Annotated in this window: 19 protein-coding genes and 1 pseudogene; 8 read left to right on the forward strand and 12 right to left on the reverse strand. The window is 63.6% G+C overall.

What is annotated here, in order from left to right; all coding sequences use genetic code 11:
- Positions 1-139: 139 nt before the first annotated feature.
- The 3 genes from AC1DDO_RS14335 to AC1DDO_RS14345 all read left to right on the forward strand — a co-directional run bounded on the left by AC1DDO_RS14335 (position 140) and on the right by AC1DDO_RS14345 (position 3684).
- Positions 140-1231 (forward strand): DUF917 domain-containing protein, encoded by a 1092-nt coding sequence (locus tag AC1DDO_RS14335; protein WP_476972123.1) that lies wholly within the window; start codon positions 140-142, stop codon positions 1229-1231.
- A gap of 38 nt (positions 1232-1269) precedes the next feature.
- Positions 1270-2814, forward strand: coding sequence for a PucR family transcriptional regulator (locus tag AC1DDO_RS14340; protein ID WP_476972124.1), 1545 nt, complete (start codon positions 1270-1272; stop codon positions 2812-2814).
- 717 nt (positions 2815-3531) lie between these two features.
- Positions 3532-3684, forward strand: a complete 153-nt coding sequence (locus tag AC1DDO_RS14345) for a hypothetical protein (RefSeq protein WP_476972125.1) — start codon at positions 3532-3534, stop codon at positions 3682-3684.
- 584 nt (positions 3685-4268) lie between these two features.
- Here the strand turns inward: AC1DDO_RS14345 and AC1DDO_RS14350 are convergent.
- Complete coding sequence (locus tag AC1DDO_RS14350) at positions 4269-4484, reverse strand: hypothetical protein (protein WP_476972126.1); 216 nt, start codon at positions 4482-4484, stop codon at positions 4269-4271.
- A 479-nt stretch (positions 4485-4963) separates the two neighbouring features.
- Here AC1DDO_RS14350 and AC1DDO_RS14355 point away from each other — a divergent pair, with 479 nt between their 5' ends.
- A complete protein-coding gene (locus AC1DDO_RS14355; protein WP_476972171.1) occupies positions 4964-5746 on the forward strand; it encodes an RES domain-containing protein in 783 nt (260 codons plus the stop codon).
- Here the strand turns inward: AC1DDO_RS14355 and AC1DDO_RS14360 are convergent.
- The 3 genes and pseudogenes from AC1DDO_RS14360 to AC1DDO_RS14370 all read right to left on the reverse strand — a co-directional run.
- Complete coding sequence (locus AC1DDO_RS14360) at positions 5655-5849, reverse strand: ferredoxin (protein WP_476972127.1); 195 nt, start codon at positions 5847-5849, stop codon at positions 5655-5657. The genes AC1DDO_RS14355 and AC1DDO_RS14360 overlap by 92 nt on opposite strands.
- A gap of 42 nt (positions 5850-5891) precedes the next feature.
- Positions 5892-7139, reverse strand: coding sequence for a cytochrome P450 family protein (locus tag AC1DDO_RS14365; protein ID WP_476972128.1), 1248 nt, complete (start codon positions 7137-7139; stop codon positions 5892-5894).
- Positions 7140-7560: 421 nt separating this feature from the next.
- Positions 7561-7816: pseudogene (locus AC1DDO_RS14370) on the reverse strand (hypothetical protein); the annotation flags it as partial.
- An 80-nt stretch (positions 7817-7896) separates the two neighbouring features.
- On the opposite strand from AC1DDO_RS14370, the gene AC1DDO_RS14375 reads away from it, so the two are divergent.
- Complete coding sequence (locus AC1DDO_RS14375; RefSeq protein WP_476972129.1) at positions 7897-8163, forward strand: hypothetical protein; 267 nt, start codon at positions 7897-7899, stop codon at positions 8161-8163.
- Here the strand turns inward: AC1DDO_RS14375 and AC1DDO_RS14380 are convergent.
- From AC1DDO_RS14380 to AC1DDO_RS14415, 8 genes are all read right to left on the reverse strand, one after another.
- Positions 8153-8413, reverse strand: coding sequence for a hypothetical protein (locus AC1DDO_RS14380; RefSeq protein ID WP_476972130.1), 261 nt, complete (start codon positions 8411-8413; stop codon positions 8153-8155). The genes AC1DDO_RS14375 and AC1DDO_RS14380 overlap by 11 nt on opposite strands.
- A gap of 144 nt (positions 8414-8557) precedes the next feature.
- Entirely contained in the window at positions 8558-9919 is a 1362-nt protein-coding gene (locus AC1DDO_RS14385; RefSeq protein ID WP_476972131.1) for an MFS transporter, read from the reverse strand.
- A gap of 24 nt (positions 9920-9943) precedes the next feature.
- Positions 9944-10993, reverse strand: coding sequence for a 4-hydroxy-2-oxovalerate aldolase (gene dmpG, locus AC1DDO_RS14390; RefSeq protein ID WP_476972132.1), 1050 nt, complete (start codon positions 10991-10993; stop codon positions 9944-9946).
- Positions 10990-11934: an acetaldehyde dehydrogenase (acetylating) gene (locus tag AC1DDO_RS14395; RefSeq protein ID WP_476972133.1), complete on the reverse strand. Its 945-nt coding sequence runs from the start codon at positions 11932-11934 to the stop codon at positions 10990-10992. The genes dmpG and AC1DDO_RS14395 overlap by 4 nt, the downstream gene beginning before the upstream one ends.
- Positions 11931-12767: a 2-keto-4-pentenoate hydratase gene (locus AC1DDO_RS14400; protein ID WP_476972134.1), complete on the reverse strand. Its 837-nt coding sequence runs from the start codon at positions 12765-12767 to the stop codon at positions 11931-11933. The genes AC1DDO_RS14395 and AC1DDO_RS14400 overlap by 4 nt, the downstream gene beginning before the upstream one ends.
- A gap of 101 nt (positions 12768-12868) precedes the next feature.
- Positions 12869-13813 (reverse strand): 3-carboxyethylcatechol 2,3-dioxygenase, encoded by a 945-nt coding sequence (locus tag AC1DDO_RS14405; protein WP_476972135.1) that lies wholly within the window; start codon positions 13811-13813, stop codon positions 12869-12871.
- Between the two features lie 9 nt (positions 13814-13822).
- Positions 13823-14737: an alpha/beta fold hydrolase gene (locus AC1DDO_RS14410; RefSeq protein WP_476972136.1), complete on the reverse strand. Its 915-nt coding sequence runs from the start codon at positions 14735-14737 to the stop codon at positions 13823-13825.
- Positions 14715-16523 carry an FAD-dependent oxidoreductase gene (locus AC1DDO_RS14415; protein ID WP_476972137.1) on the reverse strand — a complete coding sequence of 603 codons (1809 nt, stop codon included), beginning with the start codon at positions 16521-16523 and terminating at the stop codon, positions 14715-14717. Before AC1DDO_RS14415 ends, AC1DDO_RS14410 begins: the two co-directional genes overlap by 23 nt.
- Positions 16524-16856: 333 nt before the next feature.
- On the opposite strand from AC1DDO_RS14415, the gene AC1DDO_RS14420 reads away from it, so the two are divergent.
- From AC1DDO_RS14420 to AC1DDO_RS14430, 3 genes are all read left to right on the forward strand, one after another.
- Positions 16857-17969 carry an alcohol dehydrogenase catalytic domain-containing protein gene (locus tag AC1DDO_RS14420; RefSeq protein ID WP_476972138.1) on the forward strand — a complete coding sequence of 371 codons (1113 nt, stop codon included), beginning with the start codon at positions 16857-16859 and terminating at the stop codon, positions 17967-17969.
- 78 nt (positions 17970-18047) lie between these two features.
- A complete protein-coding gene (locus tag AC1DDO_RS14425) occupies positions 18048-18653 on the forward strand; it encodes a cysteine hydrolase family protein (RefSeq protein ID WP_476972139.1) in 606 nt (201 codons plus the stop codon).
- Positions 18654-18775: 122 nt separating this feature from the next.
- Positions 18776-19540 (forward strand): GntR family transcriptional regulator, encoded by a 765-nt coding sequence (locus AC1DDO_RS14430; RefSeq protein WP_476972140.1) that lies wholly within the window; start codon positions 18776-18778, stop codon positions 19538-19540.
- The last annotated feature ends 280 nt before the right edge of the window (positions 19541-19820 follow it).

Raw genomic sequence — 19820 nt, forward strand, 5'->3', positions numbered from 1 at the left:
TCGAGGATAGGAGGGAATGAAACGAAGGTACGGCCCGTAGCGGTCGTTATCAATGGTTGCTCTGACTACTAAACGCCCTCATCATGTGCATACTTAACACATTCGTCCCCCACGCACGCGCATTCGAAGGAGGCAGCCCATGTCTTGGCTTCTAACGGCCACGGACCTCGAAGCGTTGGAGTTTGGCGCCAGAATGCTGGGCTCGGGAGGGGCCGGTGACACTCACGCCATGTCTCTTTTGACGCGGAATCTGTTGGAACATTGCGGCGGCGTGACCGTATTTCCGCCAAGTAAAATCCTTCCCGGCGATGTTGTAGTGGCCGTTGGCCTGGCGGGGTCGGCGTTGGCCTTCAGCGAAAAGCCCAGCGGATCGGAGCCGTACGTAAGAGCCTTTGATGCGGTTGCCCAGAAATTTCCAGGGCAGCGAGCCCTTGTTTGTGCCTTCGAAATGGCTGGGATCAATGCCTACGCACCGATCCTTGTGGCCGCGGCCCTGGGCATCCCGCTGGTCGACATGGATGGCATGGGGCGAGGACTCTCAGGACTGCATCAGACAACTTTCAACGCGCATAGTGTCTCGATGACTCCTTGCGCCTTGGTCGACACTTCAGGGAGGTGCGTCGAAATTTCAGGATCAACTGCCGAGGAAGCCGAGCGTGCCCTGCGCGTTCTCATGGGATGGTTTGGCGGGTGGGTGGCGTTCGCGGGGTACCCCATGGATGCGCTACAGGCGAGGGAAGGCGGCATAAGCCGGACGCTTCGACGAGCATTGGAGCTTGGACGCCAGTTCCAGCAGTCCAGGAAACTAACGCAGTCCGTGAGTGATGCGATATCCCATTTTTGTTCCCACACTGCGGGATGTCTTTTTGTGGGCCGAGGGAGTGTTGTGGAAGTTCACTGGGAACCCGCCCCCCGTGATTCCCGTGCCGGGGCACAGGCCAAAGGAACGATGATTGTTCGGGCCGCAGGAAGATACCTTCGAATCGAGGCACAAAACGAATTCCTGCTGCTCCTAGACGAAGGCCGGCTGCTTGCTAAGGCCCCCCAGATTATCTGCCTCCTGGACAGCCATACCGGCATTCCCCTCCTCAGCGAGCGTATCCTGCCCGGTTACGGGGTAGACGTCGTTGTCTTTGAGGCCCCGGGCGAATGGAGCGAATCTGCTGCGCAGGCCTTGGTCGACATTTCCGGCTACGGGTACACAATCCCTTCCCTGGAAGACTCACTGTGACAGCCCGGCTGACCCTTCGTGAACTGCTGCGGTGTCCGATGCTGCTGAACAGCTCCGTGATCTTGGAACACCCCGTTTCGAGCTTTACGTTCATCTGCACTAACGAGATCAGCGCCAGCGGCGCCGCCACCACTGCCTATCTTGATCCACCAGACGAGGTGCAGATCAGCAATCTCGAAGGCATCTGGATATCCTCTTGGATTCCCTCCTATGCCCTGGAAATTCTGCTTCCACAGCTGAAGCGAAAGGGCGTGGGCGTAGTGATCCTGATACCAACCACGCCTCAGGACTTCCAACCACTCTCGGAGTTCGGCCTTTCTACCCTGGAACTTGCGCGAAAACTGAGAATGAACGTGGTTGCGCTCCACCAGCCCCAAGCGACTGTGGCCGTGGCCGCATCCCTCAGCAGGTTCATGGGATCGGATCTCTGGACACGGTCCATCAATATGACGGCCTTCACCCACGCCATCCACCAGATGGAGCCAAGCCCCGAGGGCGTCGTTTCTGAACTCGGAAAGTATGTCAACGCGCGGATAGCAGTGATCAATTCGCTCGGCCTGCCGCTCGCAGGCGCAGTGGACCGACCGCTCGCATTCGGCAACATCGCGGCGTCGCCCTTGTTTGACCCCAGCCAAACCCCAAACCTCATATCGGTTCCGTTGCCCCCGCTCATGGAGGACGACGATCCAGCGCTTTGGATACTCGCGGAATTCCAGCCCGACGCCCCGCCGTTCGAGCTGGAGGCGGCACAAGAACTCATGGAATTAGGGGCCCTTTCGCTGCTCAGGTGGCTCAGCCGTCAACGCTTCGCGAGCGAGCAGTTTCAATCCGCAAGATCAGCGATCGTTTCACAACTCGCTGTCGCTGGCGGGGCAATTCCGGATCACGTCATCTCTCAAGCTCTCAGCGTCGGCTGGAACTTAAACGGATGGCACACCCTCATAAGCGTTCGTGCCCCACGGAAATCCCTGGCCCACGACATCGGACGAATGCTTCCAGCCGCTTTGAGCCGGTATGACTACACAGTGGACTCGTCCGAATACATTGATCATTGGCTTATCTGGGAAACGCGGCAGGACCAACCAACGCGGGCAGACTACCGGGATTTCGTCGCCGCTCTGGATTCCCTACGACCACCGCCAGAAACAGGAATCGTTTTTGGCGTCGCCAGGCCACGACTTGGACCGGAAGGCTTCGCAAGAAGCATCGCCGAGGCTGAAGACTTCGCTCGACGAGCAAGCTCTAGCAAAGGCCGCCGGCAGATTGTGGACGCCCAGGAATCCGCCGCCACCCAGTTGATCCGCACTACGCTCCATGATCCCGCACTGGTTCGCCAAGCCACGAAGTTTCTAAAACGACTCTCCGAACCAGACGCCGACCATCTGAGGAAAACGCTGAACACGTACCTTCAAAGCGAATCTAACCTCGCGGAAACGTCGCGCGCCCTTGCAGTCCATCGAAACACGGTGGTCAAGAGAATCGAAAAAATCGAGGAACTACTGGATGCACCGCTCGAAAACCCTGACACCAAATTTGCCTTGCGCATCGCGCTGAGAATCCTGGAAATTTCTGCCACCGAGTAGGCGCACGTCCGGCAGCAGTGAGAGGGCTGCGCCTGGTCCTAGATAAAAGTTCGCGTCGCTGAAGCACATGGCCCTGTTGTTGTGGATGTTCTTGGCACATTCCTCAATATGGGGTTTCGATGCATGACAGTAAGGACAGCGCGATCAGGAGGTCCTCATGTCCTGCGCTGATGCCGCTTTGACTTCATGCCAACGTTTGCGCGTTGCGCGTTGCGCGGCTCACCATAGAAGACGGCTGGCCGGTTTCCAGGGCTGCGGAACAGTTCAACTGCTCCTAGCCGACGGCCAAACGTTGGGCGGCGCGCTACGCCGCGAAGGGTGAGGTGGGGTGCTCAGACGGGCCCTGCCCTAGTTAGCTGCCCGCGGCGTCATCGTCGAACGGGTCCTCTCCGACGACGCCGGGTAGCTTGACGAGAGGGTCCCTGTCGATCAGCAGGTGCTTCGGCGTCTCTTCATTCCCTCATGTAGTAGACGCCGCAGGTCACCATGAGCAGGCATCGAGGGAAAACCCTCGGACCAGAGACGAAAGGCGGTGAGCTTCGTGAACTGCACGTACGGCCATGTTGACTCCCCGGCGGGCATGCTACCCGCGCCAGAGCGGTTGTGCGTGTCAGGCGGCACCCATTCCCTGGAGATTGGACACAAGTCATGTCGCCCTCCCCCATGCCCACCATGAACATGCAGGACAGACACCACGAGTAGAGAAGGAGAACCCCGGTGAGCAAGCAACGACGCACAAAAGAAACCCACACCCGGTTCCTCTCAGGTCATTTTGCCCACGCCAAGGACGTCCATGAACAGGTAGGGAACGACAAACCGTCGCTCCAGGTATGGAAGGAGGCACCCGGCCACAGCAGCGGCCACCAATAAAAAAGCCCCCGAAGGGCCCACACAACAGAATTTGTGCACACTCAGAGGCTAACAAGCCCCTGAACAGGGAAAACACGTGCCCGAGGTGGGACTCGAACTGCATTCCCTCCCCCGCAAACACTGGGCTCCCGCGGAAACATGCGGAATCCGGCCCGGTCCGGCCCCAGTACGACCCGATCCGAAGGCCAAAGTGTGTACTTTGTACACACCGCCTTTTTGGCCTCTTCGGCCCCAACGGGCTCCGCGACCACCGAACGACTGGGACAAGTCACCAAGAGCCGGACCGCCTTGCACTCAACTAGACGGCGGACACAAGGTCCATTATCGGCGTTCCGGAATTAGCCGGTAAGAGCTGCTTCAAAGCGCGTAATTCGCCTCCCGCTCGAGCCAGGGTGGCCGTCCCACGGTGGCACCTGGTCATCCGCATTGCCCGCCACGTCGGGGACAATGGACAGCTGTCCGCGGTCTGCCTGGGCGGTGCGCAGATTTGCTCTGGATCCCAACGGCCGGATGCGGTGCGCATTGGTGCGCGGACGGTTCAGTCAGCTGCCGGCGTTTCCGGTTCCAGCCCGGTTAGGGGTGGTCTACCAGTCCCGATGTTCGCGGGTCAGTCCGAACGGGACGGCATCGCTGAGATCGACCGTGAAGGAAACGGGGTCATGTTGGGTGACCAGGATTCCCTGGCGCCCTTCGTGCAATGCCTGTGTCAAGGCGGCGTCCACGGCTTCGTCGAGCTGGCGTTCCATGCTTGCACGGTCGGTTGCGGTGACGGTCGTCGGGAGCTCAATGGTTGTTTTCATGTGGATCTGGCTTTCTTGTGCGGCGATTGTTAATGGGCCTTCAGAGGTGCCCCTGCCCCGGGCAGCTGACAGCATGTCAAACCAATTTAGTTGAAAGTTGAATTATCGAAGGAGGGGTTCCCCTTCATCAAGTGGCACGCGTTCGACCTGCGACACTGAACTCTAAAGTGAGCATGTCGAGACATTCTCACGTGTTGGAGCAACGAAGGTGCCTCAGGAGCCATCCACGGCTACTACGTCGTAGATTTCTCGGCCATGGTTCTGCGCGGAGTTGGACCCCGCGGGCTTAATCACGTTAATCCCGAAAGCTGGGAGCTTCGTGGGACTAAGCCGTGCGCCTCCTGCATGTTCGCTGACCAACAGGCATATCGAGGAAACGCCAGCGACTGAGCAAATGACCGGAGGCGTTGAGCCGCAGGGGTAAGGAAGCCACAGTTATGCAACGCACCGAACCAGTCGTGACGCTGGACGATGCAGTGATGCGAACAGTGACAGGTACGTTCTTTCGTGCCGTTGATCCTGCCTACCGGGACGCTGCACTTGAGGGGTCCCGGTCGGCGGCCCGGTATTCACCCCCGGACGTCCCAACGCTGTACCTGAGCTCCTCGCGTGACGGTGTCGCAGCCGCAACGATCGCTCACTCCAATGAACGCACCCCCGGGCTCGAAGTCTTGCAGTTCGACGTGGAGGCCGACCGAATCGTTGATCTTCGGGATCACGATGCATTGAAATCGATCGGGATTGCCCCAGGCACCCTTGGAGCATCTCCGCACCCTCCGACCGGGATGATTTCGCAAACGTCAGTCCCCGGGGTGTTTGCCCGAATCCTGGAGATGAGAGGTCTGATGGCCCTGAACCTCGCCGTCGCAGCGGCGACGGTCCTGGTGCTGGTGAACACCGTGGTCTACGCGCCGGACATGTTCGGCGGCTCCAACCCCGACGTCGCCATCGCCCTTGCCTGCTTCGGGGCGGGGTCCATGATCGTCGCACCCACGGCCCCGAAGATCCTGGACAGGATCCCGGACCGCCACTTCATGCGGACCGGTGGCGCCCAATACCTTGGGAACCGAGATCGGCTGGACCCCCGGGGCGACCCTCTGGGGAGCGACTCGCCGACCGCACCCCGGCACCCTGGCCGAACTGAACCAGTCCGGGCGGATGCCGGCCGGCTCAGTCCTCGACGAGGCTCAGCGCCCCGGACGGGCAGCCGGCGACGGCGTCGCGCACCCGTTCCCCCTGGGCCGCCGGGGGCGTGTCCGTGAGCAGCGTGACCAACGCGTCCTGATTCTGGTCGAAGACTTCAGGGCATCGCAGTACGCAGTTGCCCGAGGCGATGCAGACGGTGCGGTCGGCCTGAATTCGCATCGGCGCCCTTTCAGTCGTCAGTCCCCGTTGGCGGGCGGGTTGTCAGCCCAGGTGCACGGGAAGCGCGCGGTAGCGCGTCCAAAGCGGCAGCGCTTCGAGCGCGAGCCCGGAACGGTCCACGGCCAGGCGCAGGTTCGGATTGCGCTCGAACAGGATGCCCAGCGCAACCCGGGCCTCCAGCCGGGCCAGGTTCGAGCCGAGACAAAAGTGCACGCCGTGGCCGAACGCGAGGTGATTGTTGGGGTGACGGTCGATGTCGAAGCGGTCCGGGTCCTCGAAGGCCGCCGGGTCGCGGTTGGCCGAGTGCAGCAGCGGTATCACGGAGGCTCCGGCCGGAATCGCGGCGCCGTGCCAGCTGACGTCTGCAACCGCTGTGACCGGTTTGGTGCCGCCGACCGGGCTGTTGTAGCGCAGGATTTCCTCGACCGCGCTGCGCCAGAGGGGGTCATCGTCAGGCGCGGCGAGGAGCCGTGCAAGCTGGTCGGGGTGGTCCAGCAGCGTCACGACAGAGTTGGTGATCAGGTTGTAGGTGGTCTCGTAGCCGGCCGCGATGAGGAGGAACACCATCGCGACGAGCTCGTCGTCGTCGAGGCGGTCGCCTTCGTCTTCGGCATGGATCAGCCCGGTCAGGATGTCCTCGCCCGGCTCAGAGCGTTTGTGTCCGATCAGGGTGCGGACGAAGTCGGTCAGCGCGTTCATCTCGATGATCCAGGTGTCTTGGCCGAGTTCGGCCATCCCGGCGATGAGGGCATGGACGCCCTGCTCGAACCGGTCCCGGTCCGCCAGCGGGACACCGACCATTTCGTTGATCACGATGGTCGGGATGGGCAGTGCGAACCGCTCCCGCAGGTCGACCTCACCGGCTGGTTCCAGCCGGTCGAGCAGGCCGTGGGCGAGCTCGCCGACCCGGTCCCCAATACGGTCGATCGCGCGCGGGCTGAAAGACTTCGCGACCAGCCCACGCAGGCCCCGGTGGGCGGGGTCATCCATCATGATCATGCTCGATGTTGTGAGCAGCCGCATCGCGTCCCGGACGGCTTCCGGGAACTGCGCCAGAACGCCCGGGCCCTGCCCACCCGGGGAACGCTGGAACCGGTCGTCGCTAAGCAGTTCCCGGCAGTCGGCGTAACGGGAGACCAGCCACAAGTCCTGCTCGCCCAGATATTCCAGCCGTCCCCGGTACACCGGTGCGTTGTCCCGCAGCCACGCATAATGCACCTGCGGGTCGGCCAGGAACTCCGGGCTCCCGACCGCAATCGGATGGGTAATGGTGTTCCGGGCGGCGGTCATGACCCCAGCCCCGCTGGCAAGTCCGCGGTACGGCGTCGGACACCGTCCCGCCAGGGGCAGACAGGGTCTTCCGGGATGTCCGGGGTGCTGGCGGCGGGCATCTCCTCATGCGTGTGGGATCGGATCACGCCGGCAGTGTGCCCCGGGATCGTGGCGCTCTGTCCTTGGACGGCCCCGTACGGGACACGGATCATGGCCATGCCCCAGTCTCTCCGGCACGGGGCCGGAGGTCATAGAGTACAAAGTCCCGCGCCCCGGGCGGCCCACTAAATGCCCGCGCCGGCCCGAACCTCGGCCGAGAAATACCCTGTGGACAGGAAGCATCGATTTGTCGAGATGACCCCGAACATTCGCTGTGGTTCCAGCTGACCCTTGTGGCACTTGATAAGCGGCCTGAAGCAGTGCACGCCGGCGACAGACGTCAGAGCGTCCCGGAGCGGTACCGGAGCGGTACCGGAGCGCAAGGTGGCTCAGGCAGCCAGTCGGGCTGTCGGCGCAGGGTGGTGCCGTCGCGGAGCATGACCCAGAGGACGTTCAGCCGGCGGCGAGCCAGGGAGAGCATGGCCTGGATGTGGGTACCCTCGGCGCGTTTTCGGTCGTAGTAGATCCAGGAGGCTGGGGCAGCTTTTCAGCGCCGAGAGCCCGCAGAGGTAGAAAACCCGCAGGAGCCGGCGGTCGTTTCCGCTGCAGCACGGCCCAGCTGCTGCAGTACAACCCCTCCCTGGCCACGGACCGACCGATCCCGGCGGGCACCAGGGTGCGCCTGAAGCCCGGCGGGGTCAAGATTGACGGCGCCCCAGGCTCCTTCACCGCCGACGCGGCCGAGGTCCCGCTAACCTACACCACGGCGCCCGGGGACACCGAGAGCCAGGTCGCGTTCCGCTTCAGCGTTACGGATTTGAGAGGCGCGAACCCGCTCGCCAACGGCGCGAGGGCCTGGTACGAATTCACCGACCTGTCGCGGAATGAGCTCGCCCCCGGACAGACCATCAGCCTCGACCAGAATAGGCCCATCAACAAATAGTTCCTCCCGCCACAGGCAACTCTTCAACAGACAAGGAAAAATGACGGCGGAAACCATCACCGGGCGGGGTGGTGGCGCACCGGAAACGTATAGATGCCGTGTCGCCGGACGGTGTGGTGTCCTCCACGAGACCTGTCCTGACGAACACGCCTTCGCGCCTGACATCGACGACGGCGCCGACGAGCATGCTCCATTCCATGAAGGGATACGGGCGGTGGATTTCGGCTGCTTCCGGTTCGGGGTCGTTCACGGGCATGGGGGGATTCCCTTGCATCGGATCCGGCCCTTTCTGTCGGCTCGTGGCGACCTTGAGCTCGTCTTATCCATTTCGTCGTAATCCGGTTTAGGGGCGGACGGTTGGCTGCCACGCCAGACGCCCGCCCCGATGGCCGGATCAAGCGCCGGCGGTGCTCGGCTCCGGGGTGGGTTGGGTTTCCTGCAGCTCTCCGTTTTGGCGTGCTGCTTCCTTTCGACCCCAGCCTCCGGGCAGGAGCGCAACGGAGATGATGGAGATGGCCGAGACGATCAGGAGGTAGATGACAATGGAGTCGCTGCTCTTGGTTGCGGCGAAGAGTGCGGTGGCGATCGTGGGGGCGAAGGCGGATCCGCAGATCTGGGAGATGGTGTATCCGACTGATGCTCCGGTGTAGCGGACTTCGCGGGAGAACACCATGGAGAACAGGGAGCCGGTGACGCCGGCGGCGGGCGCCATGGCCACGCCGAAGACCAGCACCACTGCCAGGATGAAGTTGGCTGCCACTCCGGTGTTGATCAGCATGAACGCCGGTCCGATGACCATTCCCATGGCCACGGCCCCGATGAGGTACATGGTCTTGCGGCCGTATTTGTCGGAGAGGGAGCCGAAGACCGGGTAGAGGACGACGGCGACGAGTCCGGCGAGGAAGACGCCGAGCAGGACGCTGGTGCGGTCGATCCCGGCCACGGTGATGGAGTAGTTCACCAGGTAGGACATAGTGATGTACGCGAAGACGCCCTGGCTGAGGTAGGTGCCGGCGACGAGGAAGATTTCCTTGGGGTGGCGGCGGAAGGCTTCCTTGATGGGGAGCTTGACCAGTTCCTGCTTGTCGCGGGCTGCGGCGAAGGAGGGGCTTTCGGCGATGGTGAGGCGGATGACGAGGCCGACGATAACCAGGACGGCGCTGACGAGGAAGGGCAGTCGCCAGCCCCAGGTGGTGAACTGGTCCGCGGGGAGCTGGGTTGCTCCGAGGAACGCGACGGTGGCGAGGCTGGTGCCGGCCGGGGCTCCCATCTGGGGGAACGCTCCGTAGAAGCCCTTCTTGCCCTTGGGTGCGTGTTCGACGGCCATGAGTGTGGCGCCGCCCCATTCGCCGCCGACACAGAAGCCCTGGAAAATGCGCAGCACCGTCAGCAGGATGGGGGCGGCGATGCCGATCTGGGCGTAGCCGGGCAGGAGGCCCATCATGAAGGTTGCGGCGCCCATGCCGACGAGGGAGATGATGAGCATTTTCTTGCGGCCGACCCGGTCGCCGAAGTGTCCGAAGACGATGCCTCCCAGGGGCCGGGCGAGGAAGCCGACACCGAAGGTGGCGAAAGAGAGCAGGGTGCCCATGAGGGGGCTGGCCTCGGGGAAGAACAGCTTCGGGAAGATCAGGGCGGCTGCTGTTCCGTAGATGAAGAAGTCGTAGTACTCGACGCTGGTGCCGATGAAGCTTGCCATCGCAACCTTCATCGGACTCGTGGGGCCTGCGGCGGCCGGGGATGTCTTCGTTGACATGTGGGTTCCTTGGAAGAGGTGGAGCTAGCGGACGGGGACGGGGTGGGGGTGCTTGTTCGCGGCGCGTTGCAGGTCGAGGGCGACGTCGGTGATCATGTCTTCCTGCCCTCCGACGAGCTGGCGGCGGCCGACTTCGACGAGGATGTCGCGGGTGTCCAGGCCGTAGCGGGCTGAGGCGTGTTCTGCGTGGCGGAGGAAGCTGGAGTACACGCCGGCGTAGCCGAGGGTGAGGGTTTCCCGGTCGACCTGCACGGGACGGTCGTGCAGGGGACGGACGAGGTCTTCGGCTGCGTCCTGGAGGGCGAAGAGGTCGGCGTGGTGTTCCCACCCGTGCAGGGTTGCGACGGCGACGAAGGGTTCGACGGGTGTGTTTCCGGCTCCGGCGCCGTGTCCGGCGAGGGAGGCGTCCACCCGGTATGCGCCTTCTTCGACGGCGACGACGGAGTTGGCGACGGCAAGGGAGAGGTTTTGGTGGGCGTGGATACCGATTTCGGTTTCCGGGTTTAGGACCTCGCGGTAGGCACGGACCCGCTGGCGTACGCCGTCCATGGTCAGGCCGCCGCCGGAGTCGGTGACGTAGACGCAGTGGGCGCCGTAGGATTCCATGAGTTTGGCCTGGGCGGCGAGCTTTTGGGGTTCGGACATGTGGGACATCATGAGGAATCCGGAGACGTCCATGCCCAGTTCGCGGGCGTAGGCGATGTGCTGGGCGGAGACGTCGGCTTCGGTGCAGTGGGTGGCGACCCGGACGGAGCGGACGCCCAGGGCGTAGGCCTGGCGGAGTTCTTTCAGGGTGCCGATGCCGGGCAGCAGCAGGGTGGTGAGCCGGGCGTTCCTGACGACCGAGGCGGCAGCTTCGATCCATTCCCAGTCGGTGTGGCTTCCGGGGCCGTAGGTGAGGCTGCTGCCGGCGAGGCCGTCGCCGTGGGCGACTTCGATGGCGTCGACGCCGGCGGCGTCCAGTGCTGCGGCGATGCTGGCGACGTTTTCGGGGCTGATGCGGTGGCGGACGGCGTGCATGCCGTCGCGCAGGGTGACGTCCTGGATGAAGACGCGGGTTGGTGTCTGGCTCATGATGCTACTTCCTGTGTGGTGGTGACCAGACGTTCGGCGACGCGGAGCGCGGCGGAGGTCATGATGTCCAGGTTTCCGGCGTATTCCGGGAGGTAGTGGGCGGCGCCTTCGACTTCGAGGAATACGCTGACTCTCGTGTACTCCCCTGTTCCCCGGCCCTCAGGGATGAGTCCGCTGACCTCGGCTCCTTCGTCCTGGAACTGCACGGCCTGCTTGAGCCGGTAGCCAGGGACGTAGCTGGCGACTTCGGTGACGCGGTCCCGGATGGCGGCGGCGACCCGGTCCCGTTCGGCGTCGGTGAGCCGGTCCACCAGGCACAGGACAGTGTCGCGCATGATCATCGGCGGTTCTGCCGGGTTCAGGACGATGATGGCCTTGCCTCTGGCGGCCCCGCCGACGGCGACAATTGCGTCAGAGGTGGTTTCGGTGAATTCGTCGATGTTGGCGCGTGTGCCGGGGCCGGCGGACTTGGAGGAGATAGAGGCGACGATTTCTCCGTAGTGGACCGGTGTCTGGCTGTTGATGGCGGCGATGATCGGGATCGTGGCCTGCCCGCCGCAGGTGACCATGTTGACGTTGCCCGCGTCCAGGTGCTGCTCGAGATTGACTGAAGGCACGACGTAGGGCCCGATGGCGGCCGGGGTGAGGTCGACCAACTTCTTCCCGTAGCGTGCCAGGGCGGCCGCGTTGTGACGGTGTGCACCGGCGGAGGTGGCGTCGAAGATGACCTCTATGTCCTTGAATTCGGGCATCCCGATGAGGCCTTCGACCCCACCGGCTGTGGTGGCGATACCGAGCCGGGCGGCCCGGGCGAGGCCGTCGGAGGCGGGGTCGATGCCGACCATGACACCCATGTCCAGTTTGTCGGTCAGGCGCATGATCTTGAACATGAGGTCGGTGCCGATGTTTCCTGAGCCGATGATGGCTGCTTTTGCGCTCATGAGAGTTCCTTAGTGACTGTTGCTGAGACGGTGCCCAGCCCGCCGATGCGGGCTTCGATGATGTCCCCGGCGTTGAGCGGGGCCATGGGGCCGAGGGCGCCGGAGAGAACGATCTCCCCCGCCCGGAGGGGCCGGCCCAGGGCGGCGGCTGTTTCGGCGACCCAGAGCAGGGCGTTGATGGGATCTCCCAGGCAGTCCGCCCCGGTCCCCATCGAGGCCTGAACTCCGTTGATGGTCATGACCATTTCCGCTCCGGCCGGGACGTAGCCGTTGAGCGTCGCCTTGCCTTGGCCAAGGACGAAGTAGGCGCTGGAGGCGTTGTCGGCGACTGTGTCGACGATGCCGATGTCCCATTCGGCGATGCGGCTGTCCACGATTTCCAGGGCGGGTGCGACGTAGTCGACCGCGGCCAGAACCGAGTCGCGGTCGGTGGCGTCGACATCGCGTCCCATGATGAACGCGATTTCCGCTTCGATGCGCGGGGCGATAAGGGCATTATGGGGAATTTGCTCGTCTTCGCCCAGCTGCATGTCAGAGAGCAGGACGCCGAAGTCGGGCTGGTCGACGCCAAGCTGGCGCTGTACGGCGGGAGCGGTCAGGCCGACCTTGCGTCCAATGCGACGGTTCCGAAGGCTGGCCCTGCTCTGGATGATCAGTTCCTGGACCTCGTAGGCCGAGTCCAGGTCCCCTTGCAGGACTTCACGCACGGGTCCGCAGGGGCGTGCTGTCTTCAACGCCCCGAGAAGCGTGTTGGCGACGCTCCTGAGGTTCGTCGGCGACGTGCCCGTCGTGACCGCTCCGCCGTCGTTGGCGGTAGTGGGTTGGTGTGTCATGAGGTTGCTCTCTGTCGTGCAGTCCGAAGGCTGCGGCGAGAAGATGGAAGTCACCGCACGATCTAGCATGCTAGCCGCCTAGCCCGTGTGGCGGGAGGAGTTTAGTTGTCCAGGGTTGCCGTGGTGACGCCGAAGCCGGCGATGTATTCGCGGATCGGGCGGTAGTAGCTGTACTGGACGGTGTAGGGCCCGATGGCGCCGAGTGCTGCGTAGGCGGCGATCCAGGAGCGGACTTCGTGGGAGGAGTTCCCCGCGATCTCGGTCATTTCCTGGGGCGTCCAGGCGTCGATGGGTGACAGGTCGCCGGAGGCGAGGATCTTCATCAGTTGCTGGTCCCATTCCGGGGCGAGGTCTTGGATGTCCGCTTCACCGCGGGCGAAGGCGTCGGCGGTGTCGTAGACGCGCTGTTGCCGGGCGGCACGCGCTTCGGCCGTTTGGTGGCCATCTGCGCCGATCAGCATCCTGTGTTGCGCTTCGGTGGCGGTCGCCAGCCGGGGCACCGGAGGATCGTGGGAGAGGCCTCCGGAGGCGATCAGCAGGACTTTCGCGTCCAGTGTCTTCAGGTATTCGCCGATGGCTTCGCCGAGGAGGCGGACGCGTTTGAGCGGGGTGAAGGGCGGGGCGACGGAGTTGATGAAGACCGGCACGATGGGCTTGGCCGTGATGTCCCCGTACATGAGTTCCATGGGCTGGACGGCGCCGTGGTCGACCTCCATTTTCAGGGAGATGGCGATGTCGATGCCGCGGTCGATCACAAACTGGGCGAGGCCTTCCGCGATGTCTTTAGGGACGTTCAGCGGTCCTGCCTGGCTTCCGTAGTCGCCGATGCTGACGGCGTCGTAGCCGATGCAGAATGGCGGCATGAGTTGGTAGAAGAAGCCGTTGTAGTGGTCGGGTCCGAGGTTGATGACCACGTCCGGGTCGTAGTCGTGGACGAAGCTGCGGGCGGCTTCGAAGGCGGCCTCGACTTCGGCTTTGATTTCGGGTCCGGGATCCCCGTGTTCCAGCAGCGGGCTGTGGGACACGGCTAGCAGTGCAACAGTCATGGAGTTCTCCTAGCCGTTTGCGTGTTCGGGGGTCAGTTCCGTGCCGGCGCCGGCGTCGAGGCCGAGCAGGAAGTCCAGGTGGATTTTGTTGAAGATTTCGGGTTGTTCGTACTGGGGCCAGTGGCCGGCGTTTTCGATGACGGCGAGGCGGCCCTTGGGGATGAGGCCCGCGATGCGGCGGCCTTCATCGACCGGGCCTGAGGGGTCCTTGGTGGTCCAGACGACGAGGGCGGGTGCCTGGATAGAGCGCAGATCATCATCGGTGAGCATGTTCCTGCGGCGGGTTTCCGGGTCCTGCAGTGCCATGTTGGCTTCGCACGCGCGCAGCCAGTCGGGTTGCTGGAAGATGGCCTGGCGGGTGCGGATGAGGTCATCGGTCACCATGGCGGGGTCGGCCATGAGCCATTCGAGCCTCGTTTTCACGCGCTCCCAGGACGGGTCCTTCGCAGCTTCCATAGAGAGTGTGTAGAGCCGTTCCATCACGACGGGGTTGGCCATCGTGCCGCCCATGGTGTTCAGGACGATGCGTTCGACCCTTTCGGGGTACTCGATGGCGAAACGTGCCGTGACCCAGCCGCCGAGCGATTCGCCGGTGAAGTAGGCCTTTTCGACGCCGATGGCGTCGAGGAAGTGGTTGACCTGGTCGATGTAGTGCCGGATTTCCAGCGGGTGCTCGGGTTTGCTGCTGTAGCCGTGGCCGATGAAGTCGATGGCGTAGACGTTGAAGTGCTCGGCGTGGGCTTTGAGGTTGCGGACGTAGGCTTCGGCGTGGCCGGTGATGCCGTGGAGCATCAGCAGGGTGGGCTTGGAGCTGTCGCCGGCGTGCAGGTAGCGGGTGCGGTAGGGGCCGGCCTGGACGAAGCCCTGGCTGAATTCGACCTGGTTGAGGTCGGACCAGACGCTAGTGTACGGGCGTGAATTCACGGGTTTCTCCTACGTTTTCGGGGGTGGTCTGTTGGGTGTGGCCGAGGATGGCGTCCAATGCGGTCCGTAGTTCGGTGCGGGCTGTCTCCACATCCCACGCGGGGGCGCTTTGGCGCCAGGCGATGTAGCCGTCGGGGCGGACGAGCAGGGCGCCGGCCTCATGGATGCCGCGGACCTTGTGCCAGGCGCCGTAGGGGTCTTCTGCACCCTTTTCGCCGATGACGACTGTGCGCAGGAAGGGTTGGTTCAGCTCCGCGGCGGCGGCTTCCCAGGCCCTGCCGGCGAGTCCGGTGACGAGGCTGAATTTGCCGCGGCCGGTGACGTCAAGGGTGGAGGTGCGGCTGCCGTTGCGGTCCACAAGCCAGGCGTGCGGGATTTTCGCTCCCGGCCGGGTGGTCGGCTGGAGGTATAGCTGCGGGTCTTTGGCCCACTGTTCCTCCCCCGCTGTCGGGTCGGGGATGACGGCGGCGGATTCGTAGCGCTGGTTGAGTTCCACGCCGTGGGCGTTGAATTCGTAGTTCTTCAGTTCCAGGGCTTCCTGCAGTTTCTGGCGCAGTTCCACGCCTTCCGGGGTCGGAGCGTGCAGCCGTGCCAGCCCGGCCTCGATGCTGTGTTCCTGGCCCGGGACGCGGAAGGTCTCGTTCAGGGGGCCGTAGTCCTTCCGGGACTGGTTGGCGCGGGCGACGATCTGCCGGCCGACGGGCGCGCGTTCCAGGGAGTACGAGTCCAGCAGGCTCTCCCCGGCGTAGCCCTTGATGACGTAGGCAAGTTTCCAGGCGAGATTGAAGGCGTCCTGCATGCAGGTGTTGGAGCCCAGGCCGCTGCTCGGCGGATGGCGGTGCACGGCGTCCCCTCCGCAGAAGACCCGCCCGACGGAGAAGTGGTTCGCGTGCTGCTGGTTCACGAACCAGGTGGACTTTGTCTGGACATCAACTTCAAGGTCCGGGTCGCCCACGAGGGTGCGGATTTTCGCCAGCACGGTCTCCTGGGAGAGGTCGGGCTCGCCGTCGGCCATGTTGAATCCCCAGCCGGCGATCCATTCGTCCCACGGGCGCACGGCCCGGAGCAGACCCATGCCGATTTCGCCGAAGCCGGCGACCGGGTTCATGATCCAGTGCAGGATGCTGGGGCGGTGGGCGACATACTTGCTCAGGTCCGCCTTAAAAAGGACATACGCGGTGCCGGCGCGGGCCAGCTGACCTTCGAAGGGCAGGCCGATGTCTTCGGCGATCTGGGAGCGGGCACCGTCGGCGCCGATCAGGTACCGGGCCCGCAGCGTGTAGTCAGTGCCGGTCACGTGGTTCCGGAACGTCACGGTCACGCCCTCGCTGTCCTGGACGTGGGAGAGGTACTCGGTGTTGAAGGTGACCTGCGCCCCGCGTTCGCCGGCGTTCTTGAGCAGGATCGGTTCCATCAGCGGCTGTGGAACGTCGAGCATCGTGCACGGGCTGGCCTTCAGGTAATCCCCGTACCGCTCGTCCCCTGTCCCCCAGGTGCGGAGCCGGGCGATTTCCTGGCCCGCAAGGCTGGTGGTGAACAAGGTATCGCCCATGTCACCCCAGGGAACGGCGTACTTGGTGGCTTCTTCTTCCACACCCAGGTCCCGCAGTACCTCCACGGCCCGCTGGTTCGTGATGTGTGCGCGGGGAGTATTGGCGAGCCAGTTCCACCGCGAAAGCATGTGGACGCGCACGCCTTGGGTGGCCAGTGCCAGAGCCGCCGTGGCTCCGGTCGGGCCGGTGCCGACAATGAGCACATCCGTGTCGAATTCCAACTGAGTTTTCATCACACCTTCTAAGTCCAGGTTCCGGGACGGCATCATCCCGTCCGTGCACGGGCGGAGGTCATTCTCCGGCCGGGCCGAGTGCGTGGCCTCTACGCTTCCGCGGTGAAACATGAGGCCGATCACTTGGAGCAAGCGTACTAGCATGCTAGTTGCCTTGTAAAGGACCGTTGAAGGTTCAAAAAGTTTACTGGCATGCTTGCAGGCTTGCAGTCTTGAATGTAATGTGGCTCACGTACTTGTGACGCAGGTCATGCAGTGGTTGAGGCCGATGAGGGCCATCCAGACGCATCCTGACGGCGCTTTCTCCGATTCCCGAATGCAAGGAGCACAACGATGAGCTTGATGCAGGCCGCTCGGCTTCATGAAGTAGGTAAGCCTTTCCAGATCGACCGGGTTGAAGTTCCCGAGCCGGGGCCGCGGGATGTGATTGTGGAGGTCAAGGCGTGCAACGTCATACCCAACCTTCGGAACGTCATCACGTCCTACCCCGAGTGGTTCCCATACCTCCCCCTGCCTGCGCTGCCGGCTATCTACGGGCTGGATGCGGCCGGGATTGTGAGCAAGGTGGGATCCCAGGTCCGCAACGTCAAGCCCGGAGACCGCGTCTACGTCAACCCGGGACGCGATTCCGGCGACTCACACGCCTCGCGGCGCGGGGAACGGATCAATGACCCGGCCTACACCTTCCAGGGCTACTTCGGCTTCGGTGCCGGGTCGCAGGAAATCTTCGAGGACTACCCCCACGGCGGCTTCTGTGAATACATGAAAGCGCCCGCCGACGGGCTCGTCGTCCTGCCCGAATCGATCTCCTTCGAAGCGGCCTGCCGTTTCGGTTACCTCGGGACCTCCTACTCCGGCCTCCGCAAGGCCGGCGCCGGCGCGGGAACCTCCGTGCTGGTCAACGGCGGCACGGGAACCCTTGGGCTGGGCGCGGTACTGAACGCCCTGGCCATGGGTGCGACCAAGGTTTTCGCCATGGCCCGGGACCGTGAGCTTCTTGAACGGGTCCGCCTCCTCGATCCCAAGCGGGTCCACGTTCTCTCCCACGGTGACCAGCCGGTGGGCGAATGGGTCAGGGAAAACACAGGCGGCCTTGGAGTCGACATCTTCATCGACGCCGTGGGCCCTGGCGCTCCGCACGAGATCACCATCGCCGGCATCGAAGCCCTGCGCCGCGGCGGTCGCATGGTCGACATCGGGGGCATGTCAGAACCGCTCCCGCTGGAAATGTTCAAACTCATGTGCTTCCAGATCAGCGTCATCGGATCCCTCTGGTTCAGCGTCGCCGAAGGCCAGGACATGGCCGAAATGGTGGACGCCGGAACCTTGGACCTCTCCGTCTTTGAACACGAGGTCTACCCGCTCTCCGAAGTCAATGAAGCCCTCGACGCAGTGGACAAACGACGCGGCGGGTTCACCAACGTTGTAGTCGTCCCCGGCTCCTAGAACAAGCCGCCCGTGGCCGCGGACCATACCGTCCGCGGCCACACGCCTCCCCACCAGACAGAAACGGAAGACCTGAAAATGGAACTCAACCCAGAACGCACGGCCGTCATAGCCGTCCACTGCCAGGGAGACATCGTCTCGGGCGATGGAGCCTTCGCCCCGTTCTTCCACGACCAGGTCGTGAGTAGAAACGTCATCAGTAGGATCGGCGGCCTGCTTTGCTCCGCCCGGGAATCAGGGATGACCGTGATCTATACCCGCGTCGCGTTCAAGCCCGACTTCAGCGACCTCAACGCGAACTCGCCGCTGCTGAAGGTCGTCGAGCAGGCAGGTTGCCTGAAGGATGGCACCGCCCTGGCCGACATCGTCCCGGAACTGGCCCCGACCGCCACAGATACCGTTATCACTCACCAGCGCGTTGGCGGCTTCGTACCAGAACTCACCGCGGTCCTGGAGGGCCGGGGCATCGACACACTCGTGTTCGCAGGCGTCGCAACCAACGCCTCGGTGGAAAGCACGGCCCGCGTCGCCACAGACGCCGGCTACCGGGTCATCATCGCCGAGGACGCTTGCTCCGCCGCCACCCCCGAAGCCCACCGGGCCAGCATCGAATCCCTCGGCCTGCTCGCGGAGATTTCCAGCACCGCCGACCTCACCGCCGCTTCAGCTCCCCAGACCGTCTGAAAGACAGCACCCGGCAGCAGGTCGCAGCGATGCCTGCTGCCGGGCGCTGGTGTGCAACCAAAAGACTAAATGCTAGCGTGCCAGGGCCGCGGGAAAGGAATAATATGCGCGATACTAATTACATGGCACCTGTATCCGCTCCCCTGAATCAACGCTCGACAGGCACCGGCGGGCGCCTGCTCGGACGCATCTACGAAGCCATCCAGAACCGACTTCTCGAAGGCGAATACCCGGCCGGTACCAAGCTGTCCGTGGAAGCCATCCGTGCCGAATTCGGCGTGAGCAAACAGCCCGTCATGGAGGCCCTCCGCTTACTCTCTGCCGACGGGCTGGTTGAAATCTTCCCGCAAATAGGCTGCGTCGTCACCACCTACTCCCTGGAAGAGGTCGAGGACTTCTTCCGGATGTTCGCAGGATTCGAATCGGTGATCGCCGCCGCGGCCGCCCAACGGCGCACAGATGAGCAGCTGGACGAGCTCTACCTCGCAGCCCGCAGAATGGACAGGCTGACCAGCGAACCCGACGCCGCAGTCCGTGCCCGCCAATACCGCATTCAGAACCGGAACTTCCACGAGATCATCCACCAGATGGCGTCCTCACGCGTCATGACCAACATGAGCCGCCGCATGTGGGACCTCAGCGACTTCCTCATCAACACCACAGGAGCTCCCCAGCCGTTCGGCTCGGCCATTGCCGAACGCAACGAAGATCACACCCGCATCATCAGCGCACTCGACGCCGGCAACGCCGAAACCGCCAAGGCAGAGATGGAAAAACACATCCTCTCCACCGCAACGGGCAGCATCAGCGTCGTAGAAAAATGTCCGGCAACGGCCGCGAACGTAGGATCTACGGACCTGACGACAAAGTGGAGGCCAAGGCAATGATGGGCTATTTCGACTGAGCCCTCGCGCACACGGTCCAGGCCCGGCGCGGCCGCCATCCCCGACAGGCTCGGAGAGCGTCAAGGCTAGCGCATTAGGGACTCTTCTCGACTCGGCATGGGTCACGAATCAGACGCTGGCCTTCGACTCGTGTGTGAATGGAGGCAAGCCAGATTTTGGATATCTGGCGCCATCGGCCGACAAGTTGAGTAGCCAGCGCCCGTCACTTATCCATGTCCCATGCTGCATCCGTGATGCCCAACGTTGCCTGCGGGTGCCGCAA

It is taken from the genome of Arthrobacter sp. 10N43 (genome assembly GCF_056394525.1).